The sequence below is a fragment of the Pseudonocardia xinjiangensis genome (assembly GCF_050948425.1).
Classification (GTDB): domain Bacteria; phylum Actinomycetota; class Actinomycetes; order Mycobacteriales; family Pseudonocardiaceae; genus Pseudonocardia; species Pseudonocardia xinjiangensis.
Genome location: NZ_CP192009.1, coordinates 7,330,459 through 7,347,240, shown reverse-complemented (window position 1 = coordinate 7,347,240; position 16,782 = coordinate 7,330,459). Strand labels below are relative to the sequence as shown.

Below are 16,782 nucleotides of genomic sequence, written 5' to 3'. Positions count from 1 at the left end.
GGCTCAGGAGGCGAGCAGGGTGTCGAGCTGCTTGCGGACGCGGTCGGCGTCCTCGCGGTACTTGAGGACGGCGCCGAGCGTCGCGGCGGCGCTGTCGACGTCGAGGTGCCGGGCGCCGACGAGCTGCAGGGCGCGGGCCCAGTCGATCGTCTCGGCCACCCCGGGCGGCTTGAGCAGGTCGGCCCGGCGCAGCTGCTGGACGGCCCCTGCCACCTGCGCGGCGAGCCGCTCGGGCAGGCCGGGTAGCCGGGAGTGCAGGATCTCGATCTCGCGCTGCAGATCGGGGTGGTCGAGCCAGATGTAGAGGCAGCGCCGCTTGAGTGCGTCGTGCACCTCGCGCGTGCGGTTGGACGTGAGGACGACCACCGGCGGCACCTTCGCCCTGACCTCGCCGATCTCGGGAATGGTGACGGCGTGTTCGGTGAGCACCTCGAGTAGGAATGCCTCGAACTCGTCGTCGGCGCGGTCGATCTCGTCGATCAGCAACACACTCGGAGTGGTCTGCAGAGCGCGCAGGATCGGCCGGGCGAGCAGGAAGCGCGGGTCGTACAGGGATGCCTCCACCGCGTCGGCGTCGAGCGTCTCACCGGTGGCGCTCGCCGCGGCCTCGAGTGCGCGCAGGTGCAGCAACTGGCGGGGGAAGTCCCAGTCGTACAGGGCCTGGGCCGCGTCGATGCCCTCGTGGCACTGCAACCGGATGAGCTCGGCTCCGAACACCTGCGCGAGCGCATGGGCCAGTGCGGTCTTACCGGTACCCGGCTCGCCTTCGCAGAACAGGGGCCGGTTCATCTGCACGGCCAGGAACGCGGCCGTGGCGATGCCGTCGTCTGCGAGGTAGCCGGTGGTGCGCAGGGCAGCCGCCAGCTCAGTGGGGGAACCCGTGGCGTTCGGGCGATCGGTCACGGATCCAGCATGACTGAACCGGGGAGCCCTAGCCACCGCGGGTGAGGACACGGGAGCCCCGGCGGGGGTGGATCCGGCCGAGTTGCGGGACCTTCGCTACTCGCTGTGACCGGCCGATCTACTGCCGAACCAACAATACTTCCGGTTTGATTGTAATCGATCCGCCGTGATGCGCCCGTAATCGATTGGTGCTCTGACCTGCAGAGATATGGATATTGCCACCCGTGTCCGTTGCTTCTCGTGACCTCGGTCACCCATCTGGGGTTTGACGATTTCCCGAGGGTGCCTCGTAACGTCTACGGCCGGTCGTTCCGAGAGGGCCGATCGGAATACATCCGGAGCTGTCGCACCAGGGTCCTGTCCCGCGGTTCCGGTCCGTCGAGATGGAGACGGGACAGGGCCGAGGACGCCATTTCGGAGAAGTCGCCCCAGGCTTTGACGAGATGGCAGGGAGCTGCTCGCCGGGTCGAACCCCCTGCCCGCTGACGAGCACGTTCTCCTCGATGGTGCGAATGGAGAACAAAGAAATGACTTCTCGACCTGTTTCCCGCAAGGGCCGAAGTCTCCTGCGTCTGGCTCTCGCCGGCGCAGTCGCGGTTGGTGTCCCGTTCGCTGTTGCAGGCACCGCCAATGCCGCCCCCGACTCCGCCTGGGACAAGCTTGCCCAGTGCGAGAGTGGCGGTAACTGGAAGATCAACACCGGAAACGGCTACTACGGTGGCCTGCAGTTCAACCCCACGACCTGGCGGGCCTACGGTGGCGCGGGTATGCCGCACCAGGCGAGCCGGCAGCAGCAGATTGCTGTCGCTGAGCGGGTGCTGGCGGCGCAGGGCTGGAACGCATGGCCGTCCTGCTCGCGCAAGACCGGTGTGCGCGGCAACGCCTCCCAGATCCGGGTCTCCGAGCCCATTGCCGTGAAGGCCCCGGCAAAGGCGGCGGCTCCGGCGAAGGCCAAGGCGAAGGCACAGGCCAAGGCGCCGGCACGGGTGGAAAGGGTCGCGGCCCCGCACCTCGCCAAGAACGGCGCGGACTACACCGTCGTCAAGGGCGACACGCTCAGCAAGATCGCCGCGGAGCGTCGCCTTCCCGGCGGCTGGCACGCACTGTTCGACCGCAACACCGACGTTCTGCACAACCCGAACGTCCTGCGGATCGGCCAGCAGCTCGACCTGCACTGATGCGCCCGTGCGCGGGTACGGAGCGGCTCTGCGCGGCTCCGTACCCACGCGCGGCCACAGCCCTCAGGTCGAGCCGACCCACTCGTCGGTGCCGTCGGTGAACGCCTGGTGCTTCCAGACGGGCAGCAGCCGCTTCACCTCCTCGACCAGTTCGGCGCAGGTCTCGAAGGCCTCCCGCCGATGGTCGGCGGCAACGGCGCAGGCGAGTGCGACGTCCCCGATCTCGAGTCGGCCGACCCGGTGGCTCACCGCGATCGCCCGCACGCCCGTCGCGCGCGCAGCGATGTCGGCGGCCACCTCGGCCACGACCTTCTCCGCGCTCGGGTGAGCGCTGTACTCCAGGCCGCGCACGGCCCGGCCGCCGTCGTGGTCACGCACCACGCCGGCGAACGTCACCACGGCGCCTGCGGCGGCCTGGTCGACGAGCGCGGCGTGCTCCGCCACGTCGAGCGGCGACTCTCCGACGGCAGCCCGCAGGACTACCGCTCGGGTCGTTGCTTCCGTCATCGATGATCGCCTCCTCGAAGCTGGTCCACCGCGTGCTCCAGCACCTCGGCGAGTACCGACAGGCCGTCGCGGACCCCACCCGTCGATCCGGGCAGGTTCACGACGAGCGTGCGTCCCGCGACCCCGCTGAGCCCCCGGGAGAGCACCGCCGTGGGCACCTTCGGCGCTCCGGCGGCCCGGATCGCGTCGGCCAGGCCGGGCACCTCGTAGTCCAGGATCCCGCGGGTCACCTCCGGTGTCGCGTCGGTGGGTGAGATGCCGGTGCCACCGGTGGTGATCACCACGTCGACCCCGTCCGCGACGGCTGCCCGCAGGGCGTCGCCGACCGGTTCGCCGTCGGGCACCACGGACGGGTCCGGGGTCTCGAACCCCCGCTCGCGCAGCCAGTCGACGATGAGCGGGCCCCCGGTGTCGGCGTAGACGCCCGCGGCGGCCCGGTTCGACGCCGTCACCACGCGGGCGCGGCGGCCGGGAGCGCTCACGTGCGGTCCTCCGGACGCGTCCAGGTACCCGTCTTGCCGCCGTCCTTCCGCTCCACCCGCACGCCGTCGAGGACCGCGGCAGGGTCGACGGCCTTGACCATGTCGTGCAGGGCCAGCCCGGCCACGGCGACGGCGGTGAGCGCCTCCATCTCGACGCCGGTGCGGTCGGTGGTGCGCACGGTGGCCCGGATCCGCACCTCCGCCCCGTCCGGCTCGAGGTCGAGCACCACCCCGCTCAAGGCGATCGGGTGGCAGAGCGGCACGAGGTCGGGGGTGCGCTTGGCTCCCATGATCCCGGCGATCCGCGCGGTGGCGAGCGCGTCGCCCTTCGGCAGGCCGTCGCGGCGCAGCAGTTCCACCACCTCGGCGGTGGTGCGCAACGTGCCGGTGGCGACCGCCGTGCGCGCGGTGGGTTCCTTGTCGGTGACGTCCACCATGCGGGCGGCGCCTGCCGTGTCGACGTGGGTCAGCTCCACACCCGAACCCTACGGCGTGGGCGGAGCCGACGCCGCAAGGCGCGGAGGCGAGCACATGGGGGTGATCTGCATCACCGTGAAGCAACCTCCGATGATCTCGAACGTTGATCATCCGGGGATGGTGAGCAGCCACAATTCTGTCCCACTGGGCCGTTCGGAGTACACGATCGGGGCGCGTGCCGCTCCGCGCGCTGTGTTTGCTCCCGGCCCGGACGGACGTAGCGTTCTCCGCGGCCCTCCGGAACTCCCCAGGTTCTGAAGGCCCCGGAACCGCAGCGCTCCCCTGTCCGGCGGTCCCGGCTCCCCGTTGCCTCACGAAGCGCGGGACAGGAACGGACCGTGGTGGCAGCCCCTCTGCCGCCCCGCCAGCTCCCCGGCGGACGTCTGTGCGCAGCGCACGGAGATACACCCATGGCGCGCTACCGCGGCCGTCACCGTGCCCCCACCACGACCGGGCGGACCATCGCCCGCACCGCACTAGCCGGAGCCGTCGCAGGAGCACCACTCGTGATCGCCACCCCGGTGGCTCACGCGGCGACCGACAGCACGTGGGACCGTGTCGCCCAGTGCGAGAGCGGCGGCCGGTGGGACATCAACACCGGCAACGGCTACCACGGCGGACTGCAGTTCTCGCCGAGCACCTGGAGAGGTTTCGGCGGTGCCGAGTTCGCCCCGGTGGCGTACCAGGCCAGCCGCGCTCAGCAGATCGTCGTCGCCGAGCGCGTGCTGGCCAAGCAGGGCTGGGGCGCATGGCCCGTCTGCTCCCGCAAGGCCGGAGCCGTCGGCGAGGCGGCCACCCAGCGCAGCGCCCCCGCCCAGCAGGTGCGGCTCAGCGCTCCCGCCGCCCCTGCTGCCACGAGCGGCACGTACGTCGTGCAGCGCGGGGACACCCTGTCGTCGATCGCGAGCCGGCACGGCGTCGCCGGTGGCTGGAAGACCCTGGTGAACAAGAACCCCGGGCTCGCCGGGAACCCGCACAAGATCTCCCCCGGGCAGCACATCACCCTGTGATCCCGCCTGCTGACCCGCAGCCGACCTCCGGCGACGGGGCCGGGCGCGGGTCAGCAGGACCGGTAGCGAGCCAGCTGCTCGGGAGTGTCGACGTCGTCGGGGTCGGCCAGGTCCCCGCACTCCACCAGAGCGAGATCGGGGTGCCCGGCCAGGTAGCCGCGGGCTCCGGCGTCGCCGGTCGCCGCAGCGCGCACCCCGGCCCAGTGTGACCGTCCGATCAGGACGGGGTGGGCCGGGTGCCCGGAGTAGGCGGCCCGCAGCAGGACGTCGGGCGTGGCCCGGGCCCCGATCCGGGCCACGGCGGCCGCCGTGACCCCCGGCAGGTCCACCAGGTGGACGAGCGCGGCGTCGGGAACGGGGTCGAGCTCCTCCAGCGCGGCGAGCCCGGTGCGTAGCGAAGCACCCATGCCCTCCGCCCACCCCTGCGCCACCGCGACGTGAACGCCGGACGGGACGAGGTCGGCCACCGCTGTGGCCTCCGCGCCGAGCACCACGACCAGCGGCGCGCAACCGCCGTCGGCGAGCACCCGCAGCGCTCGCCGGACGAGAGGCTCGCCGCCCAGCTCGACCAGCGCCTTGGGCCTGCCCATCCGGCGCCCGGCACCTGCCGCGAGCAGCAGGCCGGCGGGGACGCTTATCTGTTGATCTCCGTGACGGGGTGCACGTACGGCACCTCATCGAGCGGGAACTCCACGTCGCCGAACGGCGACAGGGAGCCCTGCCGGGGACTGGCGAGCTCGCTCACCGGATGTTCGCCGTCGGGCAGCTCCGGCCACGTCGGGTCGATCCGGCCCTCACGGGCGGCCTTGGCCACGGTGTCCTCCTCGGGGTCGGGCGTCGCGGCCGATTATCCCGTACCGGACCGCGTGGTGAGGGACGAGGTCAGGTACGGACCACTTCGGACCACATCCGAACCCGTCGCAGCACCCCACTGTCGTCCTGACGATCAGGTGCGGTACACGAGGGGCGTCGTGCAACGGGCGCCGACTACCGTGGAGGCGATGCCCACTCCGCTGGTCGACTGGTTGCGCGCCCAGGACGACGAGACTCTCGCGGTTCTGCTCCGGCTGCGTCCGGACCTGGCCGTGCCGCCCCCGGCGGACCTCACCGTGCTCGCCACCCGGGCCGGCATCCGGGCGTCCGTCCACCGCGCGTGCGACGACCTCGACCGGGTCACGCTCATCATCCTCGAGGCGCTCGTCGTCGCGGGCGCGGACAGCGCGCCGGTCCCGCTCGCCGAGGTACGCCGGCTGCTCGGTCCCGACGTGCCCGGCGCGGCGCTCAGCGGGCCGCTGGCGGCGCTGCGTGAGCGCGCACTGGTGTGGGGGCCCGACGACGAGCTGTCCCTCGTCCCCGCCGCGCTCGACGTGGTGCCGCGCCATCCCGGTGGGCTCGGTCGGGAGACGGCGGGCCTCGCGGGGTCGTCGGAGCTGCCCGGGATGCTCGCGGCGGTGTCTCCCGACGAGCGCCGGGTGCTGGACGCGCTGGCGGCCGGACCGCCGATCGGGCGCAGCCGCGCTGGGTCGGACCCGGACAGCGCGGTCGGCAGGTTGCTGGCCCGCGGGCTGCTCGTGCGCGTCGACGCCGAGACGGTCGAGCTGCCGCGGCAGGTGGGGCTGGCACTGAGGGGCGACCGGCCGCTCGGCACCGTGGACGTCAGCCCGCCGGACATCGGGGCCAGGAAGCGCGGCGCCGACGTCGTCGACCGCACCGCGGGAGGGGCCGCGCTGGGCGTGCTCCGCCAGCTGGAGCTCCTCATCGGCTTCTGGGGCCGGACGCCACCGGCAGTGCTGCGCTCCGGCGGCCTGGGAGTGCGGGAGCTGCGCCGGGCGGCCAAGGAGATGGACGTCGACGAGACCGTGGCGGCCCTGCTCGTGGAGCTGGCGGTGGCGGCCGACCTCATCGGGGAGAGCGACGGCGTGGCACCGGACTGGGTGCCCACCACCAACGCCGACGTGTGGGCGGCAGGCGGTCCCGAGCTGCGCTGGTCGCTGATCGCCCGCACCTGGCTGGACCTCCCGCGGCTCCCCGGACTGGTGGGCCGCAAGGACGACGCCGGACGCGTGATCGCGGCCCTGTCCGAGTCCGTCCGGCGCCCGCTGGCCCCGCGGGACCGGCGCCGGGTGCTCGCCGGGCTGGCCGAGCTGCGTCCGGGCACGGCGCCCGGGTCGCCGGCCGCGCTGCGCGATGTACTCGCCTGGCGCGCCCCGCGCCGCGGCGGTCGGCTCCGCGACGAGGTGGTGGGCTGGGTGCTCACCGAGGCCACCGTGCTCGGCGTGGTCGCCCTGGATGCGATCTCCACGCCGGGGCGGGTACTCCTCGACAAGCCGGACGGGCTGGTGGGCGCCCTGCGTGCCACCCTGCCCGAGCCTGTCGACCACGTGCTCCTGCAGGCCGATCTGACCGCCGTGGCACCCGGCCCGCTCCAGCCCGAGCTCGCCGCGGAGCTGGTGCTGGTGGCCGAGGTCGAGTCAGCGGGCGGGGCCACCGTCTTCCGCTTCACCGACGCCACCATCCGCCGTGCGCTCGACGCCGGCCGCACGGCCGACGAGCTGCACGAGCTGCTCGCGAAGCGCTCGGCCACCCCCGTGCCGCAGGGCCTGACCTACCTCATCGACGACGTCGCGCGCCGGCACGGACGGCTGCGCGGGGGCGTGGCGTCCTCGTTCCTGCGCTCCGACGACGCCGTGCTCATCAGCGAGGTGCTCGCCCACCCCGACAGCGCGGCCCTGGAGCTGCGCCGGATCGCGCCCACGGTGGTGGTCTCCCCGCTGTCGCTCGTGGAGCTGCTGGACGGACTGCGCGCCGCCGGTTTCAGCCCGGCCGCCGAGGACACCGGCGGTGCCGTGCTCGACCTGACCGACAAGGGCAGACGGACCGCGCCGCGCCGGCGCGCGCCCGGACGGACCGGCTCGCCGCCCGAACCCGGCGGTGAGCAGCTCGCCGCGCTCGTGTCCCGGATGCGCGCCGGGGACGCGCTGGCCGGCGTGCGCCGCGACGCCGGGACCCGGGCCAACGGTGGCATCCCCGACCTGCTGCGCTCGGCCGCCGCTGCCCGGCAGCGCGTCTGGATCGGGTTCGTCGACGGGCACGGTGTGGCCGGCGAGCGGGTGCTGGAACCGACGAGCGTGGGCGGCGGTGTGGTGGAGGGCCGCGACACGGTGGAGGGCGGCCTGCACCGCGTGCCACTGCACAGGATCACCAGCATCGCGATGGTCGAGAGCTCGTCGAACGACTCCTGAGCGCTCTCACGCCCAGACGCAGCCAGGCGCCTCCCTGGCTCCGTTCACCCTTGCGGGAGAGCGGAGCCGGGGGAGACGCCTGGTCGCGAAGTGCCTGCCGGGATCAGCGAGCGCCTGCGGTCATCCTGTGCTGCATGGCGTGCTCCACCAGCGCGATGAGGGTCTGCTTCGTGGACTGCCGGATGCGCGCGTCACAACTGACGATCGGGATGGCCGGGTCGATCGACATGGCTTCCCGAACGTCCTCGACGCGGTGCTGGAGCAGCCCGTCGAAGCAGTTGAGGCCGACGACGTAGGGAAGTCCGCGGTCCTCGAAGAAGTCGATGGCCGCGAAGGAGTCGGCGAGCCTGCGGGTGTCGACCAGCACGACGGCGCCGATGGCACCGCGCACGAGGTCGTCCCACATGAACCAGAACCGGTGCTGTCCGGGCGTGCCGAACAGGTAGAGGATCAGTTCCGAGTCGAGTGACACACGGCCGAAGTCCATGGCCACCGTGGTGGTGACCTTGTTGGGCGTGGCCGCGAGGTCGTCGACTCCGGCACTGGCCTCGGTCATGACGGCCTCCGTGGTCAACGGAACGATTTCCGAGACCGAGCCGACGAACGTGGTCTTGCCGACGCCGAAGCCGCCGGCCACCACGATCTTGGCGGAGATGGTTGCCGCGGTGGCGATCATCTGCTGTCCGAATCCCCCTGATTGATTGGTCAACGCCGACGCTGAGCGAGGGGGAGACCCGTCAGGTGGGTAACTAGAGCCGACGGAGTCCACTCAACACCCTTTCCATCAGAGCGAGGTCCGGCACGTTGCCGGCGCTGCTCGCGGTCTGGTGCACGGTCACCGCGCCGAGTGCCGCCATGTCGCTCAACAGCACCCTCGCGACCCCCAGCGGGAGTGACATGAGTGCCGCGACCTCGGCGACCGAGCGCGTCTGCTCGCACAGCTCGGCGATGACCCGGTGCTCGACCTGCAACAGGCCAATCTGGTCCCGGCCAAGTCGGCTCGTGGACACCAGAGTTTCGATGGCCAGGTCGAGCCTGGCCTTGGTACGGCCACGAGTCCAGGCGTACGGCCTGACCGCCGACGCACCCGTCTCCTGGCCGAGTTGTTCCGCCTCGACGATGCGCATGTCGATCGGAGCTGTCGCTGGCCCCGGTTTGAACAGCTCGGGCGAAGGAGCTGCCCGCGAAGCGGCCGCACCTTCGTCCGAGTCGGCAGGAACGTCGTCGTTCAGCTCGACGTCGGCACCTCGCCTGCGCCCCCACTTGCGGCGGCGCGGCGTGCGCTTGGCGTCGAAACTGAACCCGTTCATGACGTCGGCGAAAGTTGGCTCCGAGGATTGCCGGCGCTCGTCGTCGGGCCCGGGGGGCATCGGACTCACCTGCCTTCCTACCGATCGGTTGCCATACCGGGGGTCGTACGGGGTGTTGCGGGGTGGTGCGGGGTGGTGCTCAGAACCCGCCGAAGGAGCCCTGGAGCTCGGCACGCAGTTCCGGCGTGAGGAGCTGGCCGACCCGGTCGACGAGCAGCGTCATCTCGTAACCGATCAGCCCGATGTCACAGCTGGGGGAGGCCAGCACCGCGAGGCAGGAACCGTCGCTGATGGACATGAGCAGGACGATCCCGCGGTCCATCTCGACGACCGTCTGCACGACGCCACCGGCGTCGAAGCAGCGTGCGGCGCCCTGGGTGAGGCTGACCAGCCCGGACGACACCGCGGCGAGCTGGTCGGCCCGGTCGCGGGGCAGTCGGTCGGAAGCGGTGAGCAACAGTCCGTCGGCCGACACCACGATGGCGTGGGCGACACCTGGCACCCGTTCCGCGAAGTTGGTGACCAGCCATCCGAAGCGGCTCGGCTGCGTCTGTGGCGCCGTCATGAAGACTCCTCGTCGTGATTGACACCAGCGTTGGCGGAATTCGAACCAGCGTTGGCCCCTGAGCCCGGGTCCGCTACGCCGCGCATGCGGCTCTCGCGGCCTTGACGGACACCGTGCTGGTAGCTGGCGAGCCGGCCCCGGACGGTCTCCGCGCTGCGTGCCGAGGAGACCGGAGGGGCCAGTACTGCGGATCCTGCACTGCCCGGCACGAGCCGTGCCCGTGGGCGCCGCTTGGGCAGTCCGGCGGCCGTGACCTCGTCGGGCTGCTCGGCCACCACCGTGCTCGCCGCTCGCCATCCCTCGTCGGCCTGGCTGGCGAACTCCTGGTCGGCTGCGCGGGCGACGGGCTCCGGGGTGGGTGCCTTCTCCGGTGCCTGGCGGGTCTGGCGGACCGGCTCGGGCGGAGCGGGTGCCGGGGTCGGGCTCGGCGCTGCAACGGGTGCCGGTGCTGCGGCGGGCGGCGGGGTCGGAGCAGGAGCCGGGGGCAGCGGTGCCGGTGCCGGCGTGGGAGCCGGCGCGGGCGTGGGAGCCGGTGCCGGGCTGGGCGCCGACTGGCGCATCGGAGGACGCTGCGCCGACGGCCGCGGGGGCCCGCCGTGCTCGGTCTGCCAGTTGACCGGGATCGGGCGGTTCGAGCGGAACCACGCCGACGCGATCTCCTCGAAGATCGGCGTGGTCTCGCTGGGGTCGAACTCGCCGGTCCTCCGAGGGCTGACGGGTGCGGCTGCCGGCTCGGCGATGACCGGAACGCTCGGGGCGAACAGCTCGTCCGCCTGGACAGGAGCCTCGGCCGGAGCCGACTGCCCGACTTCACCCTGCTGAGCGTGCTGGGCCTGAGCGTGCTGGGCCTGAGCGGGCTGGGCCTGCTGGACAGGCTGAGCGGGCTGAGGCTGCTGAGCGGGCTGGCTGGGCTGGGCCTGCTGAGCGGGCTGGGCCTGCTGGGAACGCTGAGCGTGGTGGCCGGGCTGAACAGATCCGGCTTGCTGACCGCGCTGGTCGGAGCCCGTGCCCTGGGTGAACTGCCGCGGAGCCGGCTGCTCCGGCCGAGGCGTGGTGGCCCGGGGCGGGGGCAGCGGGTTGCCCCGGCCCAGGATCGGCATGGGCATCGTGAGCGGGGCCGGCGGCACCTGAGGGGGAGCACCGCGTTGTGGCAGCGCCTCTCCGGTGCGCCCGGTGTCGACCGGGAACGAACCGGTGGGCGCTGCGCCCGCCGAGGCCTGCTCAGCTGCACGGTCCTGGCCCGATCCCGGCTGGTCGCCCTGCTGCTCACCGCTGGGGGCGGCTTGCTGGCGGGGGTTCGACCCGGAGTCGTCGGACCGCGCGTCCCGACCGGCAGGGGTGGCGCCGGTGCTGAAGGTCGGGCTCCCGTTGGAGGTGGTGGGCTCGCTGGGCGCGAACCCGTTGGGAGCAGCGTCGCTGCTGGACCACAACGAGCGGGAGGTGTCGGGCTGGGCGCCGTTCCGGTAGGAGCCGGTGTTGAACGTGGTGCCGGGCTGCTGGTTGGGCGTCTGACGCTGGTCGCGTCGCTGTTGCTGTTGTTGCTGCTCGAGCTTGGCCGCATCGGACGCGGCCTGTGCGGCGAGATCCCGAGCCCGCTGTACCGCCCGCTGCTCCGCCGCGGCCTGGTCGGCCGCCGCCTGCTCGGCCGGATCAGGCCTGCTGTGCTGCGGGGGCTGGCCTTCGGGCCGGACCGACTGGCCCGGTCGCCTGGTGGGCAGCTTCCCGATCGAGCCGGAGCCGTTGACCGTGGGTGGCGGCTGCGAGGAGAACAGCTGCCCGTCATGCCCGGCCGGTGCGTCGAAGACGCCCGTGGGGTTGGCCGGACCGTCGGTGCCCGCGACCAGGGCCGAGAGCGACCCGGGACGGGCCGTGCCGTTGGTGCCGGGACGCTGCGCCGAGATGGTGTTCGCGCGGTTGGGGACCGCGGGCACCGGGCGCTGCGGCTCGTGCGGTTCGCTGGAGGAGGGGATGAGGTAGCCGGGCACGGTGACCGACGCGGTGAGGCCCGCACCGGGACCGCCCGCCGACGACGTGCTGAGCCGCACGTTGATGCCGTGGCGGGCGCCGAGTCGACCGACCACGAACAGACCCATTCGCCGGGACGCCGACACGTCGACGGACGAGGGACCACCGAGTCGCTGGTTGGCGTCGTTGAGCTCGTGGTCGATCATGCCGACACCGCGGTCCGCGATCTCGATGACGATCGATCCGTCGGCCGTGCGGGTGGTGCTCATGACCACCTGCGAGTCGGGCGGGGAGAAGCTCGTGGCGTTGTCGAGCAGCTCGGCCAGCAGGTGGACGAGGTCGGACGCCGCCCGGCCCACGACGTTCACCGTGGGCGGGGCCTGCACGATGATCCGCTGGTACTGCTCGACCTCCGACACCGCGGCGCGGAGCACGTCGACCATCGGGATCGGCGCGATGTTGCGCTTGGCCAGGTCGGTGCCCGCGAGAACCAGGAGGTTCTCACTGTTGCGCCGCATGCGGGTGGCGAGGTGGTCGAGCTGGAACAGGTTGGACAGCTGGTCCGGGTCCTGCTCGTTGCTCTCCAGCTGCTCGATGAGCTGCAGCTGGCGCTCGACGAGCGCCTGGCTGCGGCGGGAGAGGTTGACGAACATCGCGCTGACGTTCTGCTGCAGGGCCGCCTGTTCGGCCGCGAGGCGGACCGCCTGTCCGTGGACCGCGTCGAACGCGCGGGCCACCTGGGCCACCTCGTCGCGGCCGGTGAGTGGCACCGGGTCGACTTCCACGTCGGGCGTCTCGCCCGCGCGCATGCTCTCGACGGCCTGAGGCAGCCGCCGTTCGGCGACGTCGAGTGCCGTGGTGCGCAGCACCTGCAGCGACCGGAGCAGGGCCCGGGCGACGAGCACGGCGATCGTGGCGCCGATGAGCAGGCCGAGCATCAGGATGACCGAGTTGAGACCGGCCTCGTTGCTGGCGCGCTCCTCGGCAGCGGCGCTGGAGCCGGCCAGTGCCTTGCGGATACGGGTGGACGCGCGCTCGGCGGCGGCCTTCGCGTCGGCGTAGGCGGAGTCCCACGCGACGGCCGGGACCGAGATCTGCCTGTTGGGCGCGGTGTCGAGGATCTGGCTCTTCAGGCGCTCGCGCTGCGTGTTGGCGGTGGCGTCGAGGGGGTTACCGACGACACCCAGGGTGAGTGCGGACTGGTACTCGCGCAGGGCCGCCGTGAGCTGGCTGTCGGCGGCGAGCGCGGCCTCCTCGTCGGAGGGCCGCAGGGTGCGGGCCTTGATCGCGGCACCGAGCACCGTGTGCTGCAGGGCCAGCTGCTCCGAGGTGTTCATGACGGCGGTGAGGGCGTCGGGGAGACCCCCGATGCCCGGCGTGCTCAGCTGGCGCAGCAGGGCGCGGCCGAGGACGTCGACGCTGTCGATGATCGTGGTGTAGCGGTCGGTGAGCTGGTCGGAGTTGACCGCAGGGTTCTGCGCGGCGTCGGTGCGGATGGGGCCGAGGCCCGAGAGCTCACGCTCGGCCTTCTGCAGCGCGCTCCGGGTGGTGACCTCGAGCTCGGCCGCGCTGTGCACGGCGCCGAGCATCTGGTCGATCTGACCGTCGGTCTGGTGGAATCCGGCCTCGAGGGCGGCGCGGTCGTCGACGCGGTTACCCGCGGCGAACAGTGCGGCGGCGTTGCGCTCCTGGCGGAGGGAGTCGGCTGCACTGGAGACGTGCTGCGCCACCTCCAGCAGGCGGCTGCTTCGGCCGAGTTCGGCGGCCTGGCTGGCCTGGTCGGACACCCGGAGGATGCCGAGGGCGAGCGCCAGCATGGCCGGGATGAGACAGACGATGACCAGCTTCCAGGCCAGCGTCCAGTTTCGCGGGTTGAACCGCTCGGACCAGGTGGGCCTGGTCTCGGTGCTGGTCACGTCAACGTCCCCCTGATGATTGCCGGCGACGATCGAGCGAACTCTGGCATGCTCGGGTGATCGCCCGCGAGACCGAACAGGCTGAGCTGCGGTCCAGGGGCGGTGGGTGGCCGGGAGCGGGTGCCAGGCTCGGGGAGCAGTGCAATGGGCATCGGGTCGATCCGTCGCGCCTTCTGTCGGGGGCGGGCCGGTCGGCTGTTCCGGCCCGCGTGGTGCGCGCTCCGCCGGCTCCGACACGCGCCCTCTGGGGAAGGGCGATGACCTCCAGGACCCGGTACGATCGCGGTGGCACACGTGCACTTTCGGACAGAGCCGGCACAGCATAGCCGAAGTGGTCGATCACTCCTTCGTCGAGGCCGGGCGGCGGCGTTCCCCCGAACGGATCCCCTGCCGGTGCACGCGGCAGATCACGTTCACCCCCGGCGTCCGCCGGGTTTTTGTGAGGAGTACCACACGTATGACCGACGGGCCGCTCATCGTCCAGTCCGACAAGACGCTGCTGCTCGAGGTCGACCACCCGGCCGCCACGGAGGCCCGCGGGGCCATCGCGCCGTTCGCCGAGCTGGAGCGCGCCCCCGAGCACGTCCACACCTATCGGGTGACACCGCTCGCGCTGTGGAACGCGCGTGCCGCGGGGCATGACGCCGAGCAGGTGGTGGACGCGCTCGTGCGCTTCTCCCGCTACGCGGTCCCGCAGCCGCTGCTGGTCGACGTGGTCGACACGATGGGCCGGTACGGGCGCCTGCAGCTGACGAACTCGCCCGTGCACGGGCTCGTCATGGTGGCCCTCGACCGCGCGGTGCTGGAGGAGGTGCTCCGGCAGAAGAAGATCGCCCCGCTGCTCGGGGCCCGGATCGACGACGACACCGTGCTCGTGCACCCGTCGGAGCGCGGGCATCTCAAGCAGGCGCTGCTCAAGATCGGCTGGCCCGCCGAGGACCTCGCCGGCTACGTCGACGGCGAGGCCCACCCGATCGCTCTCGCCGAGGACGGCTGGTCGCTGCGCGACTACCAGCGCCAGGCCGTCGAGGGTTTCTGGGCCGGTGGCTCGGGCGTCGTCGTGCTGCCGTGCGGGGCGGGCAAGACGCTCGTCGGCGCGGCCGCGATGGCGCAGGCGCAGGCCACCACGCTGATCCTCGTCACCAACACCGTGTCCGGACGCCAGTGGAAGCGCGAGCTGATCGCGCGCACGTCGCTCACCGAGGACGAGATCGGGGAGTACTCCGGCGAGCGCAAGGAGGTCCGGCCGGTCACGATCGCGACCTACCAGGTGATCACCCGCAAGACCAAGGGCGAGTACCGGCACCTGGAGCTGTTCGACTCCCGGGACTGGGGCCTCGTCATCTACGACGAGGTGCACCTGCTCCCCGCGCCGGTCTTCCGGATGACCGCCGACCTGCAGTCGCGGCGCAGGCTCGGGCTCACCGCCACCCTCGTGCGTGAGGACGGGCGGGAGGGCGACGTCTTCTCGCTGATCGGCCCCAAGCGCTACGACGCGCCGTGGCGCGACATCGAGCAGCAGGGCTGGATCGCCCCGGCCGACTGCGTCGAGGTCCGGGTCACGCTCACCGAGGCCGAACGGCTCGGGTACGCCGTGGCGGAGGCCGAGGAGCGCTACCGCATGGCCTCCACCGCCCACACCAAGCTGAACGTCGTCAAGGCCATCCTCGGCAAGCACCCCGGCGAGCCCGCGCTGGTCATCGGGGCCTATCTCGACCAGCTCGACGAGCTCGGCGAGGTGCTCGACGCTCCGGTCATCCAGGGCTCCACGAAGAACAAGGAGCGCGAGGCGCTGTTCGAGCAGTTCCGCCGGGGTGAGCTGCCGGTGCTCGTGGTGAGCAAGGTGGCCAACTTCTCCATCGACCTGCCCGAGGCGAGCGTCGCCGTCCAGGTGTCGGGCACGTTCGGCTCACGGCAGGAGGAGGCCCAGCGGCTCGGCAGGCTGCTGCGACCGAAGGGCGACGGCCGGCAGGCGCACTTCTACTCGGTCGTCTCGCGGGACACGCTCGACACCGACTACGCGGCGCACCGGCAGCGGTTCCTGGCGGAGCAGGGCTACGCCTACCGCATCGTCGACGCCGACGATCTCCTCGGGCCTGCGGTCCCGGACGTGGGCTGAGCCGCGGACCGTCGGATCAGGACGACCGCGGGTGGCGTACCGCCTCGATCACGGAGGCCATGTCCTCCGCGCCGTGACCCGCTTCGGTCGCCGCCGCGAACTGCTGGTGCAGTGCGCGCATCAGGTTGTCCTCGACGCCGGCGCCGCGGAGGGCGTCCGCGATGAGCGAGGCGTCCTTGGCGGCACCCTCGGTCGTGAACGAGGTCGAGTAGTCCCCGGCGATCATCGCGCGACCTTTGAGCTGCGCGTAGCCGCAGTCGGTGCCCCCTCCCGCGATGGTGTCGAGAAACTGCTGAGGATCCAGCCCGAGGCCCTCGGCCAGCCCGATCGCCTGCGCGGTGCCGCCCATGACGGACAGCACCCAGGAGTTCGCCACGAGCTTGAGCCGGTGGCCGTCGCCCGGCAGCGGGCCGACCCACACGGTGCGGGCGCCGACTGCGTCGAACACCGGCGCCACGGCGTCGCGGAGATGCTCCGGCCCCCCGGCCAGCACGAGGAGCTTGCCCTCCTCCGCAGGCTGGCGGGTGCCCAGCACGGGAGCGTCGACGTAGTCCACGCCCGCCCGGTCGGCGAGCTCGGCGAGCCGCAGCGCACCGTCGAGCCCGACGGTGCTCGACTGCACCCAGACCGCCCCCTCCGCGGCGGCCGGCAGGGCCTGCTCCATCACCGCCTCCACGGACGCGGCGTCGAAGAGCATGGTGACGATGACGTCGGCCCCGGCCACCGCGGAGGCCGGATCCTCGGCCACGGTCGCGCCGACGTCGGCGAGCGCGCGGGCCTTCCCGGCGTCGCGGTTCCACACCGTGAGGGCGAGGCCGGACCGGGCGATGTTCCTTGCCATTCCGGCGCCCATGATGCCGGTTCCCAGCACGGTCACGGTTTTCGTCGTCGTGGTCGTCACGGTCGTTCTCCTCGCGTTGTCCGTATCGCTCCGGCGCCGTCGGTGCCGCTCGGCGCCTCTCCGGGACCCAGCCTATTCCGAATAGGGCAAGAACGAACAGCAGGTCATCGTGCCTGTTCAGCGCCGTTCGGCGAGCCATCGACCCGTGTCGTGGCCGGGTCTCCGGGAAGAATTGATGCGGCCCGGCCACGATTTCTGGAACAGATC

12 protein-coding genes and 2 pseudogenes are annotated in these 16,782 nt (G+C 72.3%); 4 read left to right on the top strand and 10 right to left on the bottom strand.

Annotated features, from left to right (window positions below; genetic code table 11):
* Positions 1–3 precede the first annotated feature (3 nt).
* Positions 4–903, bottom strand: a complete 900-nt coding sequence (locus ACQPZA_RS34685; protein ID WP_169397034.1) for an AAA family ATPase — start codon at positions 901–903, stop codon at positions 4–6.
* Between the two features lie 503 nt (positions 904–1,406).
* Here ACQPZA_RS34685 and ACQPZA_RS34680 point away from each other — a divergent pair.
* Entirely contained in the window at positions 1,407–2,081 is a 675-nt protein-coding gene (locus ACQPZA_RS34680; protein WP_246266543.1) for a transglycosylase family protein, read from the top strand.
* A gap of 63 nt (positions 2,082–2,144) precedes the next feature.
* Here ACQPZA_RS34680 and ACQPZA_RS34675 read toward each other — a convergent pair.
* Both ACQPZA_RS34675 and moaC read right to left on the bottom strand, forming a co-directional pair.
* Positions 2,145–3,070 (bottom strand): annotated as a pseudogene (locus ACQPZA_RS34675) (molybdenum cofactor biosynthesis protein MoaE).
* The gene (gene moaC / locus ACQPZA_RS34670; RefSeq protein ID WP_169397037.1) at positions 3,067–3,546 is read right to left on the bottom strand and encodes a cyclic pyranopterin monophosphate synthase MoaC; all 480 of its coding nucleotides are present in this window, start codon (positions 3,544–3,546) and stop codon (positions 3,067–3,069) included. Before moaC ends, ACQPZA_RS34675 begins: the two are co-directional and overlap by 4 nt.
* A gap of 411 nt (positions 3,547–3,957) precedes the next feature.
* On the opposite strand from moaC, the gene ACQPZA_RS34665 reads away from it, so the two are divergent.
* A complete protein-coding gene (locus ACQPZA_RS34665; protein ID WP_433276478.1) occupies positions 3,958–4,557 on the top strand; it encodes a transglycosylase family protein in 600 nt (199 codons plus the stop codon).
* A 50-nt stretch (positions 4,558–4,607) separates the two neighbouring features.
* On the opposite strand, the gene ACQPZA_RS34660 is transcribed toward ACQPZA_RS34665, so the two are convergent.
* On the bottom strand, positions 4,608–5,195 hold the full coding sequence (locus tag ACQPZA_RS34660) for a nucleotidyltransferase family protein (RefSeq protein ID WP_433283108.1): 588 nt from the start codon (positions 5,193–5,195) through the stop codon (positions 4,608–4,610).
* Positions 5,192–5,371 (bottom strand): hypothetical protein, encoded by a 180-nt coding sequence (locus ACQPZA_RS34655; RefSeq protein ID WP_169397040.1) that lies wholly within the window; start codon positions 5,369–5,371, stop codon positions 5,192–5,194. The genes ACQPZA_RS34660 and ACQPZA_RS34655 overlap by 4 nt, the downstream gene beginning before the upstream one ends.
* A 187-nt stretch (positions 5,372–5,558) precedes the next feature.
* Here ACQPZA_RS34655 and ACQPZA_RS34650 point away from each other — a divergent pair, with 187 nt between their 5' ends.
* Entirely contained in the window at positions 5,559–7,799 is a 2,241-nt protein-coding gene (locus tag ACQPZA_RS34650; protein WP_433276476.1) for a helicase-associated domain-containing protein, read from the top strand.
* A gap of 103 nt (positions 7,800–7,902) precedes the next feature.
* Here ACQPZA_RS34650 and ACQPZA_RS34645 read toward each other — a convergent pair whose 3' ends face one another.
* The 4 genes from ACQPZA_RS34645 to ACQPZA_RS34630 all read right to left on the bottom strand — a co-directional run bounded on the left by ACQPZA_RS34645 (position 7,903) and on the right by ACQPZA_RS34630 (position 13,555).
* The gene (locus ACQPZA_RS34645) at positions 7,903–8,475 is read right to left on the bottom strand and encodes a GTP-binding protein (RefSeq protein ID WP_169397042.1); all 573 of its coding nucleotides are present in this window, start codon (positions 8,473–8,475) and stop codon (positions 7,903–7,905) included.
* Between the two features lie 73 nt (positions 8,476–8,548).
* Positions 8,549–9,169 carry a DUF742 domain-containing protein gene (locus tag ACQPZA_RS34640; RefSeq protein WP_433276473.1) on the bottom strand — a complete coding sequence of 207 codons (621 nt, stop codon included), beginning with the start codon at positions 9,167–9,169 and terminating at the stop codon, positions 8,549–8,551.
* Positions 9,170–9,248: 79 nt separating this feature from the next.
* Positions 9,249–9,674: a roadblock/LC7 domain-containing protein gene (locus ACQPZA_RS34635; RefSeq protein ID WP_169397043.1), complete on the bottom strand. Its 426-nt coding sequence runs from the start codon at positions 9,672–9,674 to the stop codon at positions 9,249–9,251.
* Positions 9,671–13,555: a nitrate- and nitrite sensing domain-containing protein gene (locus tag ACQPZA_RS34630; protein ID WP_433276471.1), complete on the bottom strand. Its 3,885-nt coding sequence runs from the start codon at positions 13,553–13,555 to the stop codon at positions 9,671–9,673. The genes ACQPZA_RS34635 and ACQPZA_RS34630 overlap by 4 nt, the downstream gene beginning before the upstream one ends.
* A gap of 457 nt (positions 13,556–14,012) precedes the next feature.
* Between ACQPZA_RS34630 and ACQPZA_RS34625 the strand changes: the two genes are divergently transcribed.
* Positions 14,013–15,674 (top strand): DNA repair helicase XPB, encoded by a 1,662-nt coding sequence (locus ACQPZA_RS34625; RefSeq protein WP_169397045.1) that lies wholly within the window; start codon positions 14,013–14,015, stop codon positions 15,672–15,674.
* 16 nt (positions 15,675–15,690) lie between these two features.
* Here ACQPZA_RS34625 and ACQPZA_RS34620 read toward each other — a convergent pair.
* Positions 15,691–16,626 (bottom strand): annotated as a pseudogene (locus ACQPZA_RS34620) (NAD(P)-dependent oxidoreductase); the annotation flags it as partial.
* Positions 16,627–16,782 lie beyond the last annotated feature (156 nt).

Excerpts from the sequence above, each read along its gene's own strand:
- ACQPZA_RS34650 (WP_433276476.1), top strand. The coding sequence starts at position 5,559 with ATGCCCACTCCGCTGGTCGACTGGTTGCGCGCCCAGGACGACGAGACT.
- ACQPZA_RS34645 (WP_169397042.1), bottom strand. The coding sequence starts at position 8,475 with ATGATCGCCACCGCGGCAACCATCTCCGCCAAGATCGTGGTGGCCGGC.
- ACQPZA_RS34640 (WP_433276473.1), bottom strand. The coding sequence starts at position 9,169 with ATGCCCCCCGGGCCCGACGACGAGCGCCGGCAATCCTCGGAGCCAACT.
- ACQPZA_RS34635 (WP_169397043.1), bottom strand. The coding sequence starts at position 9,674 with ATGACGGCGCCACAGACGCAGCCGAGCCGCTTCGGATGGCTGGTCACC.
- ACQPZA_RS34625 (WP_169397045.1), top strand. The coding sequence starts at position 14,013 with ATGACCGACGGGCCGCTCATCGTCCAGTCCGACAAGACGCTGCTGCTC.
- ACQPZA_RS34680 (WP_246266543.1), top strand. The coding sequence starts at position 1,407 with ATGGTGCGAATGGAGAACAAAGAAATGACTTCTCGACCTGTTTCCCGC.
- ACQPZA_RS34665 (WP_433276478.1), top strand. The coding sequence starts at position 3,958 with ATGGCGCGCTACCGCGGCCGTCACCGTGCCCCCACCACGACCGGGCGG.